This window comes from Streptomyces kanasensis, assembly GCF_043077165.1.
In the GTDB taxonomy this organism is placed as follows: Bacteria; Actinomycetota; Actinomycetes; order Streptomycetales; family Streptomycetaceae; genus Streptomyces; species Streptomyces changanensis.
The window spans coordinates 1-16573 of the sequence record NZ_JBIBSF010000007.1 but is presented as its reverse complement, the minus strand read 5'-3'; the positions used below and the strand labels follow the sequence as shown (position 1 = coordinate 16573).

Here is a 16573-nt window from a genome sequence, read left to right as displayed (position 1 = left end):
CGCATGCGGCCCCGCACCCGAGTCCACGGGTGCGGGGCCTTATGCGCTCGCCCTCCGGGGCCGGAGCCCTACGTCGTCGTCCGCCGTCGCCGCGCCCCCGGGCGCCGCTCGGAGGGCCGGGTGACCGGGTCGCCGGCCTCCACCGCCGCCGCGCGGCGCTTCGCGCCGAACTCCGCCAGCGCCTCCGCCAGCTTCGTCACGGACGGCTCCGGCGACAGGACGTCGACCCGCAGGCCGTGCTCCTCCGCCGTCTTGGCCGTCGCCGGCCCGATGCACGCGATCACCGTCACGTTGTGCGGCTTGCCCGCGATGCCGACCAGGTTCCGCACGGTCGACGACGACGTGAACAGCACCGCGTCGAAGCCGCCGCCCTTGATCGCCTCGCGGGTCTCCACCGGCGGGGGCGAGGCGCGCACGGTCCGGTACGCCGTGACGTCGTCGACCTCCCAGCCGAGCTCGATCAGCCCGGCCACCAGCGTCTCGGTGGCGATGTCGGCCCGCGGCAGGAACACCCGGTCGATCGGGTCGAAGACCGGGTCGTACGGCGGCCAGTCCTCCAGCAGCCCCGCCGCGGACTGCTCCCCGCTCGGCACCAGGTCCGGCTTGACGCCGAACTCCACGAGCGCGCGGGCGGTCTGCTCGCCGACCGCCGCGACCTTGATCCCGGCGAAGGCGCGGGCGTCGAGCCCGTACTCCTCGAACTTCTCCCGGACCGCCTTGACGGCGTTGACCGAGGTGAAGGCGATCCACTCGTACCGGCCGGTGACGAGCCCCTTCACCGCGCGCTCCATCTGCTGCGGCGTGCGCGGCGGCTCGACGGCGATGGTGGGCACCTCGCTGGGCACGGCGCCGTACGACCTGAGCTGGTCGGAGAGCGACGCCGACTGCTCCTTCGTGCGCGGCACGAGGACCTTCCAGCCGAACAGCGGCTTCGACTCGAACCACGCGAGCCGGTCGCGCTGGGCGGCGGCGCTGCGCTCACCGACCACGGCTATGACGGGCTGGTGGCCGTCCGGCGAGGGCAGCACCTTCGCCTGCTTCAGCGTCTGCGCGATGGAGCCGAGCGTGGCCGTCCAGGTCCGCTGCCGGGTCGTCGTCCCGGCGACCGTGACGGTCAGCGGGGTGTCCGGCTTGCGGCCGGAGGCGACCAGCTCGCCGGCGGCCGCGGCGACGGCGTCCAGCGTCGTGGACACCACCACCGTGCCGTCGGACGCGCCGACCTCCGTCCAGCAGCGGTCGCTGGCGGTGCGGGCGTCCACGAAGCGCACGTCGGCGCCCTCGGCGTCACGCAGCGGCACACCGGCGTACGCGGGCACGCCGACGGCGGTGGCGACACCGGGCACGACCTCGAACGGGATGCCCGCGGCGGCGCAGGCGAGCATCTCGGCCCCCGCGTTGCCGTCGAGCCCCGGGTCGCCGCTCAGCGCACGCACCACCCGCTTGCCGCCGCGCGCGGCCTCCATGACAAGATTGGCCGCGTCCCTCAACACGGGGACGGCGGCGGTCATTGACGCATCGTCAACTACCGTCAGCTCGGGCGTGCTCACGCCCGCCCGCGCATGGCCGCGTACGACGTCGAGCACATCCGGCTCGGCGATCAGTACGTCCGCGCCGGCGAGCGCCTCGACGGCGCGCAGTGTCAGCAGTCCCGGGTCACCGGGTCCGGCGCCGAGGAAGGTGACGTGCCCCCACGCGGAGAACGCGGAGGAAGCCTTGGATGCGGTGGTGGGGCTCAAAGTGCTCGCTCCCCCATAAGACCGGCCGCGCCCTTGGCGAGCATCTCGGACGCGAGTTCGCGACCGAGCGCCACCGCGTCGTGGTGCGACGTGGGTACGGGACCGGTGGTGGACAACTGCACCAGCGTGGAGCCGTCGGTCGTGCCGACGACGCCGCGCAGGCGCATCTCATGAACATCGTGGTCGCCGGACGGCGGCAGGTCGGCGAGCGCGCCCACGGGCGCGGAGCAGCCGGCCTCCAGGGCGGCGAGCAGGGACCGCTCGGCGGTGACGGCCGCCCGCGTGTGCGGGTCGTCGAGCCGCGCCAGCACGGCGACGAGTTCCTCGTCGGCGGCCGGGCACTCGATCGCCAGCGCGCCCTGGCCCGGGGCGGGCAGGACGGTGTCGACCGACAGGTACTCGGTGATCTCGCCGGACCTGCCGATGCGGTTCAGGCCGGCCGCGGCCAGCACGACCGCGTCGAGCTCCCCGTCGCGGACGAAGCCGATGCGCGTGTCGACGTTGCCCCGGATGGGGACGGTCTCGATCCGCAGGCCGTGGTCCCGGGCGTAGGCGTTGAGCTGCGCCATGCGGCGCGGCGAGCCGGTGCCGACGCGGGCGACGCGCCCCTGCGCGGGGGCGGCCAGCTCCGCGAGCGGCAGCCCGTCGCGGGCGACGAGGACGTCGCGCGGGTCCTCGCGCCGCGGGATCGCCGCGAGGGCGAGCTCGTCGGGCTGCGTGGTCGGCAGGTCCTTCAGCGAGTGCACGGCGAAGTCGACCTCACCGGCGAGGAGCGCGTCGCGCAGCGCGGTGACGAACACACCGGTGCCGCCGATCTGCGCGAGGTGCTCGCGGGAGACGTCCCCGTACGTGGTGATCTCGACGAGCTCCACGGGGCGGCCGGTCAGCCGGCGGACGGCGTCCGCGACGTGCCCGGACTGGGCCATGGCGAGCTTGCTGCGCCTGGTTCCCAGCCTCAGTGCCCTCTGGGTGCTCTGGGCCCTCTCGGTCATACTCGCCCTCGGTTCACGTCGGCGTCCGTCAGGTCGGCCCGCGAGACGGCGGCGACCGTCTCCGGGTCGAGGTCGAAGAGTGTGCGCAGCGCGTCGGCGTACCCGGCGCCACCCGGCTCGCTGGCGAGCTGCTTCACGCGCACGGTCGGCGCGTGCAGCAGCTTGTCGACGACGCGGCGCACCGTCTGGTTGATCTCGGCGCGCTGCTTCTCGTCGAGTGCGGGGAGGCGCCCCTCCAGGCGGGCCATCTCGCCGGCCACGACATCGGCGGCCATCGTGCGCAGCGCGACGACGGTCGGGGTGATGTGCGCCGCGCGCTGGGCCGCGCCGAAGACGGCGACCTCGTCGGAGACGATGGAGCGGACCCGGTCGACGTCGGCGGCCATCGGCGCGTCCGCGGACGCCTCGGCGAGCGACTCGATGTCGACCAGCCGGACGTTCACCATGCGGTGCACCGCGGCGTCGATGTCGCGGGGCATGGCCAGGTCGAGCAGCGCCAGCGGCGCGGTGCGGCCCGCCAGGGCGGTCTCGACGGCCTGGCGGGTCAGGACGAGGCCGGTCGCGCCGGTGCAGGAGACGACGACGTCGGCCAGGGACAGCTCGGCGCCGACGGCGGACATGCGGACCGCGCGGGCGGTCACGCCCGTGCCGCCGGGCTCGGTGAGGATCCGTACGAGGCGGTCGGCGCGCTCGGCGGTCCGGTTGGCGATGACGATCTCGTCGACGCCGGCCCGGGCGAGGGTCGCGGCGGCCAGCGACGACATGGAGCCGGCGCCGATGACGAGGGCGCGCTTGCCCTTCGCCCAGGCGTTCACGTCCGTCCTGCCGACGGCGAGCTGCTCCAGGCCGAAGGTGACCAGGGACTGGCCGGCGCGGTCGATGCCGGTCTCGCTGTGGGCCCGCTTGCCGACCCGCAGGGCCTGCTGGAACAGGTCGTTCAGCAGCCGTCCGGCGGTGTGCAGCTCCTGGGCGCGGGCGAGGGAGTCCTTGATCTGGCCGAGGATCTGGCCCTCCCCGACGACCATGGAGTCCAGCCCGCACGCCACCGAGAACAGGTGGTGGACGGCACGGTCCTCGTAGTGGACGTAGAGGTGGGGGGTCAGCTCCTCCAGCCCGACGCCGCTGTGCTGGGCGAGGAGCGTGGACAGCTCGGCGACACCGGCGTGGAACTTGTCCACGTCGGCGTAGAGCTCGATGCGGTTGCAGGTGGCCAGGACCGCCGCCTCGACGGCCGGCTCGGCGGCGAGGGTGTCCTGGAGCAGCTTGGCCTGCGTGTCGGAGTCGAGGGAGGCCCGCTCCAGCACGCTGACGGGCGCGCTGCGGTGGCTGAGGCCGACGACGAGGAGACTCATGCCGGCATCACGGCGGGGACGTCCCCGTCGGGTCCCTTCCGGCCGGTCCGGGCGGCCGGTGCGGCGGTCTCGCGCTCGACGGCGGCAGCGGTCGGCAGGACGGCGGCGTCCGCGACGACCGCGTCCTCACCGGCCTTGCGCTGCTCGTGGAAGGCGAGGATCTGCAGCTCGATGGAGAGGTCGACCTTCCGCACGTCGACGCCGTCGGGCACGGACAGCACGGTCGGCGCGAAGTTCAGGATCGAGGTGACGCCGGCCGCGACGAGCCGGTCGCAGACCTGCTGGGCGGCGCCGGCCGGGGTGGCGATGACGCCGATCGAGACGCCGTTGTCGTCGATGATCTTCTCGAGGTCGTCGATGTGCTGGACCGGGATGCCCGCGACGGGCCGCCCGACCATCGAGGCGTCGGCGTCGAGCAGCGCGGCGACGCGGAACCCGCGGGAGGCGAAGCCGCCGTAGTTGGCGAGGGCCGCGCCGAGGTTGCCGATGCCGACCATGACGATCGGCCAGTCCTGCGTGAGCCCGAGCTCACGGGAGATCTGGTAGACGAGGTACTCGACGTCGTACCCGACACCCCGCGTGCCGTACGAACCGAGGTAGCTGAAGTCCTTGCGCAGCTTGGCGGAGTTGACCCCGGCCGCCGCGGCGAGCTCCTCGGAGGAGACCGTGGGTACGGAGCGCTCCGACAGCGCGGTGAGGGCCCGCAGGTACAGCGGGAGCCGGGCGACGGTGGCCTCGGGGATGCCTCGGCTACGGGTCGCCGGTCGGTGAGTTCGGCCAGTTGCCACGGTGCTCCTGCGGGATGAGCGGGGCTGCGGGCGGCCCGTCCCGAGACCGCCCCGTCGACAGCAGGCTATGTCTTTGTGAACGCGTGCACAAAGATGATGTCCGCTTTGTCCGCGCAAAGTGACCGGGGTCACGCGCCCCCATCGCGCCATCTTGGAACCGAGGGGAGTCATCACGCGTTCGATCTCTGGATAGGGCAAAACCGAGCACACTCCCTACGATGACGCCCCCGAAACCGAACAAAACGCACACGATGGTAACCGTCTTTTCCCGGTCACCACGCCATTCGGCCCAGTCGGGCCGGACTTCGCGCGCCGGCCTCAGTCGAGCAGCTCCGCCCGCAACCGTGCCGGGTCCACGCGCCAGAAGGTGTGCTGCTCGCCGTCGACCAGCACGACGGGGATCTGCTCCCAGTAGGCCCGGTGCAGCTCCTCGTCCGCGGTGATGTCCTTCTCCTCCCAGATCGCCCCCGTCTCGGCGCAGACCCGCGCGACGACCTCGCGCGCGTCGTCGCACAGGTGGCAGCCGGGCTTGCCGATGAGCGTGACCGTCCGGGGCCCGTCGGCCCTCTTCTTCCTGCGTCCGAACATGCGCCCATTGTCCGCGCCCCCGCGGCCCCGGTTCACCCTCCGGCCCCCGGGCGTTCCCCCTGACGGCGTCCCCGCGTGTCGGGCAGGACCGAACACACTGGCTATGCTCGCGTCATGGCCGCACTCGGATGGCTCCCCCCGCGCAGGCGCTCCGCCACGGCACGCAGCGTGCTGGCCGGCGAGGCCGCCGCGGAGGCGGCCCGCAAGACCTCGCGGCAGCTGCAGCTCCTGGCCGAACCGGAAGCCGAGTTCCCGGTGCGCGGCGACGTCCGCGCCGCCGCCTTCTTCGACCTGGACAACACCGTGATGCAGGGCGCCGCCCTGTTCCACTTCGGCCGCGGCCTGTACAAGCGGAAGTTCTTCCAGCGCCGTGAGCTGGCCCGCTTCGCCTGGCAGCAGACCTGGTTCCGGCTGGCCGGCGTCGAGGACCCCGAGCACATGCAGGACGCCCGCGAGAGCGCCCTGTCGATCGTGCGCGGCCACCGCGTCTCCGAGCTGATGACCATCGGCGAGGAGATCTACGACGAGTACATGGCCGACCGCATCTGGCCGGGCACCCGCGCCCTCGCCCAGGCCCACCTGGACGCCGGCCAGAAGGTGTGGCTCGTCACCGCCGCGCCCGTCGAGACGGCGACGATCATCGCCCGCCGACTGGGGCTGACCGGCGCCCTCGGCACGGTCGCCGAGTCGGTGGACGGCGTGTACACGGGCCGGCTGGTCGGCGAGCCGCTGCACGGGCCCGCCAAGGCGGAGGCGGTCCGCGCGCTGGCGTCCAAGGAGGGCCTGGACCTGGAGCGCTGCGCCGCCTACAGCGACTCGCACAACGACATCCCGATGCTGTCGCTCGTGGGCCACCCGTACGCGATCAATCCGGACGCGCAGCTGCGCCGGTACGCCAGGGAGCGGGAGTGGCGGCTGCGCGACTACCGCACCGGACGCAAGGCCGCGAAGGTCGGCATCCCCGCCGCCGCGGGCGTCGGCGCCCTGGCCGGCGGCACGGTCGCCGCGGTCGCCCTGCACCGCCGCCGCCGCTGACCCTCGCCCCGCTCCCCTCCGTCGGCCCGGCCGTCCCGCGGCCCGCGCCCGGCTCGACGTCCGGCAGCCGTCCGGGTGTCCAGAGCCGTCCAGGCGACGTCCAGGGGCGTACCGGAGCGCGCCCGGGGCCAAACACCGGTCTTACCCGCCCGGCACGGGCCCCAGTCGCGCCCGACGCACTCGACCACAACTCATCCTGCGGTCAGACAGAATTCGAAGCGATCCCATCAGAAAACGGTCATGAAGTGCGCCTCGACCCGTCGCCCAGCCGTAAGAGAAGCGACTGAATCGATGATTTGAGCAACTCGGTGTAGCGCTCCCTGCACGAAGCGTTATTCTCCTCAGACGCATACGGAACCCCCCACACGTCGCCATGACGAGTGAACGGTCCCGCACTGCACGTGATGGAAGCTCTGCCTCTGGGAGTCCCGTGTACCCACACGTCGGGGTTGACGCCTCGGGCCTGGCTACGCTGCGCGCAACGGTCCTCGACCACTTGCGCGGCTTCGTCCCCACCGCGTACGCCGTCCCCGCCTTCGCCGTACCGGCCCCCGCCGGTCCCTGCTACGCCCTGGCCGACGGCGGTGCCGCCGCCGTCGGAAGACGGGGCGGACGCGGCGGCTCGGGCACCTCGACCGCCGCCCGGCGGCCCACCGCCGACAGCGACAGCGCCCGCATGATGGAGCTGGTCGAGCGCGCCCAGGCCGGTGAGGCCGAGGCGTTCGGCCGCCTGTACGACCAGTACAGCGACACCGTCTACCGCTACATCTACTACCGCGTCGGCGGGAAGGCGACCGCGGAGGACCTCACCAGCGAGACGTTCCTGCGCGCCCTGCGCCGCATCTCCACCTTCACCTGGCAGGGGCGTGACTTCGGCGCCTGGCTGGTCACGATCGCGCGGAACCTGGTCGCCGACCACTTCAAGTCGAGCCGGTTCCGACTCGAAGTGACCACAGGGGAGATGCTCGACGCCAACGAGGTCGAGCGCAGCCCGGAGGACTCGGTCCTGGAGTCCCTCTCCAACGCCGCCCTGCTCGAAGCGGTGCGCAAGCTGAACCCCCAGCAGCAGGAGTGCGTCACCCTGCGCTTCCTGCAGGGGCTGTCGGTCGCCGAGACCGCGCGCGTCATGGGGAAGAACGAGGGCGCGATCAAGACCCTCCAGTACCGGGCCGTGCGGACCCTCGCCCGGCTGCTCCCCGAAGACGCCCGCTGAGCCCGCTCCCCGGCCGGCCGCCCACCCCCTCCGGCCCCGCCCGCCACGTCCGCCCCCTCCCCGTCTACCGACCCCGGTGACCACCCCATGACGCGCTGGTCCGATCATCCTCCGTCCGTAACCCAAGTGCCGCGACGCTCGTTGTGCGGGATGCAGGCTCCCTGTGGTCGCGCCGTGCCCACAGCCACTCACTCGTTCGTGTGGATGTGTTCAAGGTGTGCAACCGTCCGGACCCCCTGGGGAGTCGACCGTCATGACGAGAGGAGGTGCCGCCAGTGATCGCGAACGTATCGGCGCACCGGCGGGCGAACGCCTTCGCCCAGGCCCTGGAAGATCAGGCGGCCCAGCAGCCCGAGGCGTCGGCCGGACCCACCGAGCACGGCCGGTTGTCGGCCCTGGCGAACGGCCTCGGCGCACTGCCGAAGCCCGTGTTGGACCCCGAGGTGAAGGTGGTGCAGCGAGCGCAGCTCGTCGCCGCCATGGAAGCGATGCTCCAGGAGGGCACGGCCGCGGGCGGTGCGTCCGCGGACCCTACGGTTCCGGAGCAGCGGACGTCGAGCGGCCGGGGCGCGCACCGCGCCACCGCCCTCCGGAAATTGCGGCCCCGCAGCCGCTGGTCGAAGGGCCTCGCCGCCGGCGGTCTCACCGTGGGTGTGGCGGCGGGCGCGTTCAGCGGGGTGGCCGCTGCCAGTTCCGACGCCCTCCCGGGTGACTCGCTGTACGGGTTGAAGCGCGGCATGGAAGACCTGACGCTCGGTCTGGCGGACGACGACGCCGACCGGGGGGAGATCTACCTCGACCACGCCTCCACCCGGCTCAGCGAGGCCCGGCGGCTGATGGAGCGCGGCCGTGCCGGCGAACTGGACCACGAGTCGCTCAACGAGATCCGCCGCGTGCTCAACGGCATGCAGCACGACGTCTCCGAGGGACACCGACTGCTCCGCCTCGCCTACGAGCGGGACGGCCGCATCGGCCCGATGGCGACGCTCGACTCGTTCGCCCGCAACCACCGCGGCACGTGGAACGGGCTGCGCGACAAGCTGCCGCCCCAGCTGACCGACGTCCGCGACCAGGTGACGTCCGTGTTCGACGCCATAGACGAACAGGTCGGCCCGCTCCAGGCGCGACTGCCCAGCGCCCCGGAGAAGGGCGGCGGCCGAGGCTCCGCCAAGCCGGGGACCCCGGAGGGCTCGACGGGTCCCGCCCCGTCCCGCCAGTCGCCGTCCCACCCGCACGCCCAGCCGTCCGGCGGCGACACCGCGGACAGCCCGGGACCGTCCGACTCCGGCCCCTCCGCGGACCAGGGCCTCATCGGCGGCGACACCGGCGGCCTCCTCGACCCGGACGGGCCGGCCACCTCGGCACCGCCCAGCCAGGGCGGCACACCGGAGGCGCCCGTCCCCGCCCCCGACGTCACCCTGCCGCCGATCCTGCCCGGCATCCTCCCGGGCCTCGGCATCGACCAGGACGACGCCCGCTAGCGCGGCGTTCCCACCCCCCGGCGGCCGTACGACGGGCGCCGCTCCCCACGGAGCGGCGCCCGTCGCCGTGCGTCCGGGACGGAGCGGGAGCCAAGGCCAAGGCCGGGGTCGGGTCGGGGTCGGGGTCGGGGCCGGTCAGAAGAAGACCGACCGCCTGCGCACCAGCAGCTTGTACAGCGTGTGCTGGATCTGCTCCCGCACCTGGTCCGTCAGGTTGAACATCAGCATCGGGTCCTCCGCCGCCTCCGGCGCGTACCCGTCGGTCGGGATGGGCTCGCCGAACTGGATCGTCCACTTCGTCGGCAGCGGCAGCGCGCCCAGCGGCCCCAGCCACGGGAAGGTCGGCGTGAGCGGGAAGTACGGGAAGCCCAGCAGGCGTGCCAGCGTCTTGGCGTTGCCGACCATCGGGTAGATCTCCTCGGCGCCGACGATCGCACAGGGGACGATCGGCGCGCCCGCGCGCAGCGCCGTCGACACGAAGCCGCCGCGCCCGAACCGCTGGAGCTTGTACCGCTCGCTGAACGGCTTGCCGATGCCCTTGAAGCCCTCCGGCATCACCCCCACGACCTCGCCCCGCCGGAGCAGCCGCTCGGCGTCCTCCGCGCACGCCAGCGTGTGCCCGGCCTTGCGGGCCAGCTCGCTGACGACCGGCAGCATGAACACCAGGTCTGCGGCGAGGAGCCGCAGGTGCCGGTCGGCCGGGTGGTGGTCGTGGACGGCGACCTGCATCATCAGGCCGTCCAGCGGGAGCGTGCCCGAGTGGTTCGCCACGACCAGGGCGCCGCCCTCGGCCGGGATGTTCTCGACGCCGAGCACCTCCACCCGGAAGTACTTCTCGTACAGGGGCCGCAGCAGCGACATGAGGACCTGGTCGGTGAGCTCCTCGTCGTACCCGAACTCGTCGACCTCGTACTCGCCGGTGAGGCGGCGCCGCAGGAAGGCCAGGCCGCCCGCGACGCGCCGCTCCCACGTGCCGTCGGCGGGCCGTTCGGCCGGCGGCGGCGCGGGGTCGGCGGCCGCCGGCGCCGGCGGGCCCGGCAGCGGGGTCACCCGCGCCGCGGCGCCACCGGCCGCCGACCGCCTGCGGGCCGCGCGCGGCGCACCGCCGCGCGGCCGGTCCTCGTCGAAGGGGATGACCTTGGCGTCCGCCATCGTTAGCCCGCGCTCCTTGTCCCGTCCGTCCCGGCTGTTGCTCGTGCCCCGGCCGGCGCTTCCGCCCTGGCGGTCGCGCCCGTCACGCCTGCTGCTCGTGCTCCGGCGGTCGTGCCCGCGCGGGCCGTTGCCGCGCGGGCCGTTGCCGCGCGGGCCGGCGTCACGCGGGCCGGCGTCACGCGGGCCGGCGGCGCCACGGGAACCCGCCCGTGCCGCGCCGTCACGACCGCTTCGCCGTCCACTGGGCGACGCCGTCACCGAGGCGGGCGGCCACGCCGTCGACCGCCGCCGTGATGGCGGCGGGGGGCAGGATGCCCGGGCCCCGGTGACGGACGAAGTCCGCGAAGGTCTCGGCCGTGGTGTACGTGGGCGTGAAGCCCAGGGTCTCGCGCATCTGCGTCGTGCTGACCACCCGGCCGTGCGTCAGCAGCCGGACCTGCTCCGGCGAGAAGTCGCTCAGGCCGACGGCCCGCAGCGCCGTTCCCACCCAGGTGACGGCCGGCGGAAGCACGGGCACGGTCGGCCGGCCGAGCCGCCTCGCGCACTGAGAGAGCGTCAGCACGCCGTCGCCCGCGACGTTGAAGGTGCCGCTGTTGAGCGTGGCCCGGCGCGGCTCGGACGAGGCGATCCGCAGCACGTCCAGTACGTCGTCCTCGTGGACGAACTGGAGGCGCGGGTCGTACCCGAGGACGGTCGGCAGCACGGGAAGCGAGAAGTACTCGGCAAGCGGGGAGTCGGCCCCGGGGCCGAGGATGTTCGCGAAGCGCAGCACGCACACGGCGACATCGGGGCGGCGCCGGGCGAAGCCCCGTACGTACCCCTCGACCTCGGCCACGTCCTTCGCGAAGCCGCCGCCCGGCAGCGACTTGGGCGGCGTCGTCTCGGTGAAGACGGCGGGGTCGCGCGGGGCGGAGCCGTAGACGCCGGTGCTGGAGCGGACGACGAGCCGGCTGACCGTGGGGCACTTCTGGCAGGCGCCGAGCAACTGCATCGTGCCGATGACGTTGGTCTCCTTGACCGCAGTCCGGCCGCCGCCGCCCAGCGGGGTCGCCGACACGTCCATGTGGACGACCGTGTCCACCGCGTGCTCGGCGAGGAGGCGCCCGAAGACGGGCTGCCGGATGTCCGCGCGGACGAAGAGGGCGTCACCGAGCGGATGGGCGGGGGCGACGGCGTCCACCCCGATGACGCGGTCGACGTCGGGATCACGGGTGACGCGCCGTACGAAACGGCCGGCGAGCGGCCGGGCCACCCCGGTGACGAGCACGACCCTGCCCAAGATCAGCGCCTCCCGTTCGGTCCCGAGCGTGTGGCTGCCACCGTAGCGGGTGGTTGTCGCGCTGTGACGACCACCGACGCGGAAACGTCCGGAACCGAAAGCCGCCGGGACCGCCCCGGACATGACCGCGGCCCTCCCACCGTCACCGGTGGGAGGGCCGCGAGGCGCACGTGAAGCCGCCGCTTACTTCTTGTTACGACGCTGCACACGGGTGCGCTTCAGAAGCTTGCGGTGCTTCTTCTTCGCCATCCGCTTGCGCCGCTTCTTGATAACAGAGCCCACGACTACCCTCGCTCACTTCTCGGAACACCCCCGCATGAGCGGGGATCTCGGTGCGGGGCGTCTGGGCCCACACGACCTACGTCGGCCTAGCCTACCCGCCGAAGCGCCGAGGTCGTAATCCGAGGGGGACGGGACTCCGCACTATGCGGTCTCCACCCCCACGAAGGACTCGCGGAGGTACTCGTGCACCGCCTGCTCCGGCACCCGGAAGGACCTCCCCACCCGGATGGCCGGCAAATGACCGCTGTGCACCAACCGGTACACGGTCATCTTCGATACGCGCATCACCGAGGCAACTTCTGCCACGGTCAGGAACTTGACCTCGTTGAGAGGTGTCTCGCCAGCAGCAACCATGACCCACCTGTACCTTCCGCACATGACGCCACCGGCTTCCCCTCCGGTGACTCTTCGTCGCTGTGCGCTCACACCCCAGACTAGGGGCGGTTGATACGGGTGGGGAAGAGGAGCAGCCATCCGCCGCCTACTGTGACAGACACGCCCGATTGAGTACATAGCGAGTGAGCGGGCGGTAGTAATCGGACCGCACGCCGTCGTCGAGCGGCACCGTCACGGCGACCCGCCCCTCGGCCTCCGCGACGAACGGCGCGGGGTCGTCCGCGTCGGCCAGCCCGATGGCCTCGATGCCCAGCTGACCTGCCCCGCAGACCCATCCGTGGTCGCCCACGACCAGCTCCGGGAGGGGCCCGTCGCCCTCGGCCGCGGCCCCCAGCGCGACCCGTACGGGCAGCGGTGAGTGGGTGTGTGCGCCCGGCTCACAACCGGCGCCTGTGACCTGCGGTTCCCGCACCAGCGCGACTCCCCGTACGTAGTCGAGGTTGTACGTGCGTAGACCCAATCGGGTCGTTATGTCGACACATCTCCCCTGCGCGGGGGTGAGAACGAGACATCCTGCCGACGACATGGCGTCCGCCAACATGGCGTAGAACGACAGGAGTCGGTGGGGGTGGCCGGTGCCGAAGAGGACGGGGGCGCCGCGCGCGGCCGCGGCGGCGAGCCGCTCCGCGAAGGCGTCCAGCGCGCGCAGGGTGCGGTCGGGGTCGATGACGTCGGCGCCGGTCCGGTACCGGGGGTCGGGGGAGACGCCGCACTTCTCCGCCATGAGCCGCAGCAGGGCCGTCTCGTCCCAGGGCCGGTCGGGGTCGAGCCCCAGGGTGGCCCGCGGGTCGCCGGCGGCGAACAGCCGGTAGTTGCGCAGGCTCCGTTCGCGGAGGGTGGCCACGGGGCCGGCCAGCCCGGCCGCCAGCAGGTGCGCGCGCAGCGCCGCGGTCGTCAGCACCCCGTCGATGCTGCCGCACCGGGCGGCCGCGCGCGCCGGAATCCCCGGGGCTGCGCACGGTCGGCGTAACGCCGGCGGGCCTCCGGCGGAGTGCCGGTGGGGTACCGGTGGGCGGGGTCGGTCAGACGAGGAGCCCGCGCAGCGGGAAGGCGGCCCGGCGGGTGGCGAGGACGGCTTGGTCGAGCCGGTCCTCCGGGTCGTAGCCGTCCTCCCAGGCCCGCCAGGTGACGGGCCACCGGCCGTCGGTCATCCGCCGTGGGGCGGGCTGCCGGGTCCGCGCGTACACGAGGTCGCGCCAGGACGGCGGGACGTGCGTCGCGGGGGGTACGTCCGCTCCGGCGACGATGCCGACGAGGTGCGTCCAGGACCGCGGTACGACGTCGACGACCGCGTACCCCCCACCGCCGAGCGCGACCCAGCGGCCGTTCTCGACGTGCTCGTCGGCGAGCCCGCGGCACGCCAACTGCACGGCCCGCTGGGCGTCGAGGGAGACGGCGAGGTGGGCGAGCGGGTCCTCGAAGTGGGTGTCGGCGCCGTGCTGGGTGACGAGGACCTGGGGCCGGAACTCGGCGAGCAGCTCGGGGACGACGGCGTGGAAGGCGCGCAGCCAGCCGGCGTCGCCGGTGCCGGCGGGCAGGGCGACGTTGACGGCGGTTCCCTCGGCGGGCCCCTGGGCGCCGGTCTCCTCGGGCCAGCCGGTGCCGGGGAAGAGCGTGCGGGGGTGTTCGTGGAGGGAGATGGTGAGGACGCGGGGGTCGTCCCAGAACGCGGCCTGCACGCCGTCGCCGTGGTGGACGTCGACGTCGAGGTAGGCGACGCGTTCGGCGCCGAGTTCCAGGAGCCGGGCGATGGCGAGGGACGCGTCGTTGTAGACGCAGAAGCCGGCGGCGGCGCCGGGCATGGCGTGGTGGAGGCCGCCGGTGAAGTTGACGGCCCGGGTGGCGGTGCCGCGCCACACCGCCTCGGCGGCGCCCACGGAGAGCCCGGCGATCAGCGCGGACGCCTCGTGCATCCCGGCGAACGCCGGGTCGTCGAGCGTGCCGAGCCCGTACTCCTGGTCGGCGTGGGCGGGGTCGGCGGACGCGGCGCGGACGGCGGCCACGTAGTCCTCGCGGTGGACGAGCCGCAGCGTCGAGTCCCCCGCGGGCTTGGCCGACACCACGTCGACGGACCGGTCGAGCGCGAAGGCCCGCACCAACTCCATGGTCAGCGCGAGCCGTACCGGGTCCATCGGGTGGCTGGGCCCGAAGTCGTACCCGGTGACTGCGTCATCCCACATCAACAGTGCGCGGCCGCTCATGACCGCCACCGTATCGGTCTGGTTGCCCGGTGAACGACCGGGCGTGCGCGAGGGTGAGGAGGACGAGGACGAGCGGTACGGCCATGGCGCCCCGGTGGCTCCACGCCGCGCCGAGCGCGCCGACGAGGGGCGCCCCGACGAGGTAACCGAGGTAGGTGAAGACGTTGAGCCGGGCGACGGCGGCGTCGGTGGCGCCGGGGCCGCGGTCCGCGGCGACCCGTCCGGCGGCGGCGAAGGTCTGCGGGACGAGGACGCTCAGACCGAGGCCGAGCACGGTGAACCCGGCGAGTCCGGTGAGGGGCCCGGGGGCCGCGCCGACGACCGCGAACCCGCCGGCGGCGAGGAGCGCGCCGCCCCGGACGACGGCCGGCGCCCCGAACCGCCGTACGGTCCGGTCGCCGACGGCCCGTCCGATGAGGGTGGTGGCCGCGTAGGCGTTGTACGGGAGGGTCGCCAGCGCCTCGGAGCCGCCGAGGACGTCCCGGAGGTAGGTGGCGCTCCAGTTGGAGACGGTGGCGTCGCCCATGTAGGCGACGGCCATGACGACGCACAGCGGCATGAGCGCCCGCCCGCCCGCCCCCGGGGTGGCGGGAGGGCGTCGGGCGGCCGTGGTGGCGGCCTGGCGGGTCTCGTGGGGCGTGTGGGGGACCGTGGCGCCGTCGGTGCAGCGGCGGCCCGTGAGGAGGAGCGCGGGCAGTAGGACGAGCACGACGGGGGCGTAGGAGGCGCCGAGGGGCAGTCCGGCCCGTACGGCGGCCCAGGCGAGGGTGGCTCCGACGATCCCGCCGAGGCTGTACGCGGCGTGGAAGCCGAGCATGATGCTCCGGCCGTGGGCCTGTTGGAGGCTGACGCCGAGCATGTTCATGGACGCGTCGACTGCGCCGACGGCCAGGCCGAAGGCGCCGAGGGCGACGGCGAGGTGCCAGGTGTGGTGTCCGGCGCCGACGACCAGGAGGGCGAGCAGGACCAGGGGCTGGCTGCACCGCAGGAGGGTGCGGGCGGGGACGCGGGTGACGAGCGTCCCGGCGGTGAGGCTGCCGACGCCGGCGAGGAGGGGCACGGCGGCGAGGAGGGCGGGGAGGACGGTGTCGGGGACGCCGTAGCGGCTCTGGACGGCGGGGACGCGGGTGACGAGCAGGGCGAAGGTGATGCCCTGGGCGAGGAAGGAGAAGGCCAGCGCTCTCCGCCCGCGCCGCAGTCGCGCGTCGGTCCCGGCCGCATCGGTCATGGCCGGAAAGGGTACGTCGGGGGTCAGGCCGTGGACAGTCCTGTCACAGGAGGAGGTCGGGCAGCTGGGCCATGTCGCCGAAGTACCCGGTGGCGCCGGGGAGTTGGGCCGCAGCGCTCATGCCGGTGTACGCGTACACGTCCATGCCGGCGGCGATGGCGGCCTGCACGCCGAGGGGGCTGTCCTCGATGACGACGCAGCGCTCGGGGGCGACGCCCATGCGCCGGGCGGCGTGGAGGAAGAGGTCGGGGGCGGGTTTGCCGCGGCCGACGTCCTGCGCGCTGAAGACGGCGTCGGGGGCGAACCAGAGGTCGAGGCCGGTCCTGCGGTGGCCGACGCGGATCCGCTCGTGGCTGCCGGAGGAGGCGACGCAGTAGGGGACTCCGGCGGCGACGAGCTTGCCGAGGGTGTCGGTGACGCCGGTGACGGCGGTGAGGTCCCGCTCGAAGGCGGCGAAGACGCGGGTGTGGAACGTCCGGTCGAAGTCGTCGGGCAGCTGCTGTCCGGTCCGTTCGAGGACGGTGTCGTGGACGCGGTGCATGGCCCCGCCCATGTAGTCCCGCAGGGACTCCTCGTACGTGGTGGGTGCCCGAGTTCGGTCAGGTAGCCGGCCAGGATGGCGTTGGAGATGGGCTCGCTGTCCACGAGGACGCCGTCGTTGTCGAATATGACCAGGTCGTAGCGCATGGAATACACCCTAGACGCAAAAAAGCCCCGGCCCCGAGGAACGGATTCCTCGGGGCCGGGGCCACAATTTGTTCGGCGGTGTCCTACTCTCCCACAGGGTCCCCCCTGCAGTACCATCGGCGCTGAAAGGCTTAGCTTCCGGGTTCGGAATGTAACCGGGCGT

Annotated in this window: 15 protein-coding genes, 1 rRNA gene and 1 pseudogene; 3 read left to right on the top strand and 14 right to left on the bottom strand. The window is 73.5% G+C overall.

The genetic code is table 11. From position 1 onward, the window contains the following. Positions 1–68: 68 nt before the first annotated feature. The 5 genes from ACF053_RS18320 to ACF053_RS18300 all read right to left on the bottom strand — a co-directional run bounded on the left by ACF053_RS18320 (position 69) and on the right by ACF053_RS18300 (position 5456). A complete protein-coding gene (locus ACF053_RS18320; protein ID WP_391954865.1) occupies positions 69–1736 on the bottom strand; it encodes a bifunctional uroporphyrinogen-III C-methyltransferase/uroporphyrinogen-III synthase in 1668 nt (555 codons plus the stop codon). Then, entirely contained in the window at positions 1733–2728 is a 996-nt protein-coding gene (gene hemC / locus ACF053_RS18315; RefSeq protein ID WP_391954864.1) for a hydroxymethylbilane synthase, read from the bottom strand. The genes ACF053_RS18320 and hemC overlap by 4 nt, the downstream gene beginning before the upstream one ends. Continuing rightward, positions 2725–4080 carry a glutamyl-tRNA reductase gene (locus ACF053_RS18310; protein ID WP_391954863.1) on the bottom strand — a complete coding sequence of 452 codons (1356 nt, stop codon included), beginning with the start codon at positions 4078–4080 and terminating at the stop codon, positions 2725–2727. Before ACF053_RS18310 ends, hemC begins: the two co-directional genes overlap by 4 nt. Continuing rightward, positions 4077–4868, bottom strand: a complete 792-nt coding sequence (locus tag ACF053_RS18305; RefSeq protein ID WP_391954862.1) for a redox-sensing transcriptional repressor Rex — start codon at positions 4866–4868, stop codon at positions 4077–4079. Before ACF053_RS18305 ends, ACF053_RS18310 begins: the two co-directional genes overlap by 4 nt. 318 nt (positions 4869–5186) lie before the next feature. Beyond that, complete coding sequence (locus ACF053_RS18300) at positions 5187–5456, bottom strand: glutaredoxin family protein (RefSeq protein WP_391954861.1); 270 nt, start codon at positions 5454–5456, stop codon at positions 5187–5189. Positions 5457–5570: 114 nt separating this feature from the next. Here ACF053_RS18300 and ACF053_RS18295 point away from each other — a divergent pair, with 114 nt between their 5' ends. The 3 genes from ACF053_RS18295 (at position 5571) to ACF053_RS18285 (ending at position 9185) form a co-directional block, all read left to right on the top strand. Continuing rightward, positions 5571–6491 carry an HAD family hydrolase gene (locus ACF053_RS18295; protein WP_391954860.1) on the top strand — a complete coding sequence of 307 codons (921 nt, stop codon included), beginning with the start codon at positions 5571–5573 and terminating at the stop codon, positions 6489–6491. A 430-nt stretch (positions 6492–6921) separates the two neighbouring features. Next, a complete protein-coding gene (locus ACF053_RS18290; RefSeq protein WP_058944271.1) occupies positions 6922–7704 on the top strand; it encodes an ECF subfamily RNA polymerase sigma factor, BldN family in 783 nt (260 codons plus the stop codon). A gap of 275 nt (positions 7705–7979) precedes the next feature. Beyond that, entirely contained in the window at positions 7980–9185 is a 1206-nt protein-coding gene (locus ACF053_RS18285; RefSeq protein ID WP_391954859.1) for a DUF5667 domain-containing protein, read from the top strand. Between the two features lie 135 nt (positions 9186–9320). Here the strand turns inward: ACF053_RS18285 and ACF053_RS18280 are convergent, their stop codons facing one another. The 9 genes and pseudogenes from ACF053_RS18280 to rrf form a co-directional block, all read right to left on the bottom strand. Next, a complete protein-coding gene (locus ACF053_RS18280) occupies positions 9321–10337 on the bottom strand; it encodes a lysophospholipid acyltransferase family protein (RefSeq protein WP_391954858.1) in 1017 nt (338 codons plus the stop codon). Positions 10338–10557: 220 nt separating this feature from the next. Further along, positions 10558–11616: an NAD-dependent epimerase/dehydratase family protein gene (locus ACF053_RS18275; RefSeq protein ID WP_391954857.1), complete on the bottom strand. Its 1059-nt coding sequence runs from the start codon at positions 11614–11616 to the stop codon at positions 10558–10560. A 183-nt stretch (positions 11617–11799) separates the two neighbouring features. Beyond that, on the bottom strand, positions 11800–11898 hold the full coding sequence (locus tag ACF053_RS18270; RefSeq protein ID WP_003948845.1) for a 30S ribosomal protein bS22: 99 nt from the start codon (positions 11896–11898) through the stop codon (positions 11800–11802). A 141-nt stretch (positions 11899–12039) separates the two neighbouring features. Then, the gene (locus tag ACF053_RS18265; RefSeq protein WP_058944276.1) at positions 12040–12252 is read right to left on the bottom strand and encodes a helix-turn-helix domain-containing protein; all 213 of its coding nucleotides are present in this window, start codon (positions 12250–12252) and stop codon (positions 12040–12042) included. 127 nt (positions 12253–12379) lie between these two features. Continuing rightward, positions 12380–13195, bottom strand: coding sequence for a phosphatase (locus ACF053_RS18260; RefSeq protein ID WP_391954856.1), 816 nt, complete (start codon positions 13193–13195; stop codon positions 12380–12382). A 121-nt stretch (positions 13196–13316) separates the two neighbouring features. After that, the gene (locus ACF053_RS18255; RefSeq protein WP_391954855.1) at positions 13317–14495 is read right to left on the bottom strand and encodes an acetoin utilization protein AcuC; all 1179 of its coding nucleotides are present in this window, start codon (positions 14493–14495) and stop codon (positions 13317–13319) included. Beyond that, positions 14464–15723: an MFS transporter gene (locus ACF053_RS18250; protein ID WP_391954854.1), complete on the bottom strand. Its 1260-nt coding sequence runs from the start codon at positions 15721–15723 to the stop codon at positions 14464–14466. Before ACF053_RS18250 ends, ACF053_RS18255 begins: the two co-directional genes overlap by 32 nt. A gap of 43 nt (positions 15724–15766) precedes the next feature. Further along, positions 15767–16410, bottom strand: a pseudogene (locus ACF053_RS18245) (HAD family hydrolase). Between the two features lie 70 nt (positions 16411–16480). Next, positions 16481–16573, bottom strand: a 5S ribosomal RNA gene (gene rrf / locus ACF053_RS18240); the annotation flags it as partial.

Bases quoted from the DNA above. Each gene is read 5' to 3' on its own strand.
- hemC (WP_391954864.1), bottom strand. From the start codon at position 2,728: ATGACCGAGAGGGCCCAGAGCACCCAGAGGGCACTGAGGCTGGGAACC.
- ACF053_RS18310 (WP_391954863.1), bottom strand. From the start codon at position 4,080: ATGAGTCTCCTCGTCGTCGGCCTCAGCCACCGCAGCGCGCCCGTCAGC.
- ACF053_RS18300 (WP_391954861.1), bottom strand. From the start codon at position 5,456: ATGTTCGGACGCAGGAAGAAGAGGGCCGACGGGCCCCGGACGGTCACG.
- ACF053_RS18295 (WP_391954860.1), top strand. From the start codon at position 5,571: ATGGCCGCACTCGGATGGCTCCCCCCGCGCAGGCGCTCCGCCACGGCA.
- ACF053_RS18280 (WP_391954858.1), bottom strand. From the start codon at position 10,337: ATGGCGGACGCCAAGGTCATCCCCTTCGACGAGGACCGGCCGCGCGGC.
- ACF053_RS18265 (WP_058944276.1), bottom strand. From the start codon at position 12,252: ATGGTTGCTGCTGGCGAGACACCTCTCAACGAGGTCAAGTTCCTGACC.
- ACF053_RS18255 (WP_391954855.1), bottom strand. From the start codon at position 14,495: ATGAGCGGCCGCGCACTGTTGATGTGGGATGACGCAGTCACCGGGTAC.
- ACF053_RS18250 (WP_391954854.1), bottom strand. From the start codon at position 15,723: ATGACCGATGCGGCCGGGACCGACGCGCGACTGCGGCGCGGGCGGAGA.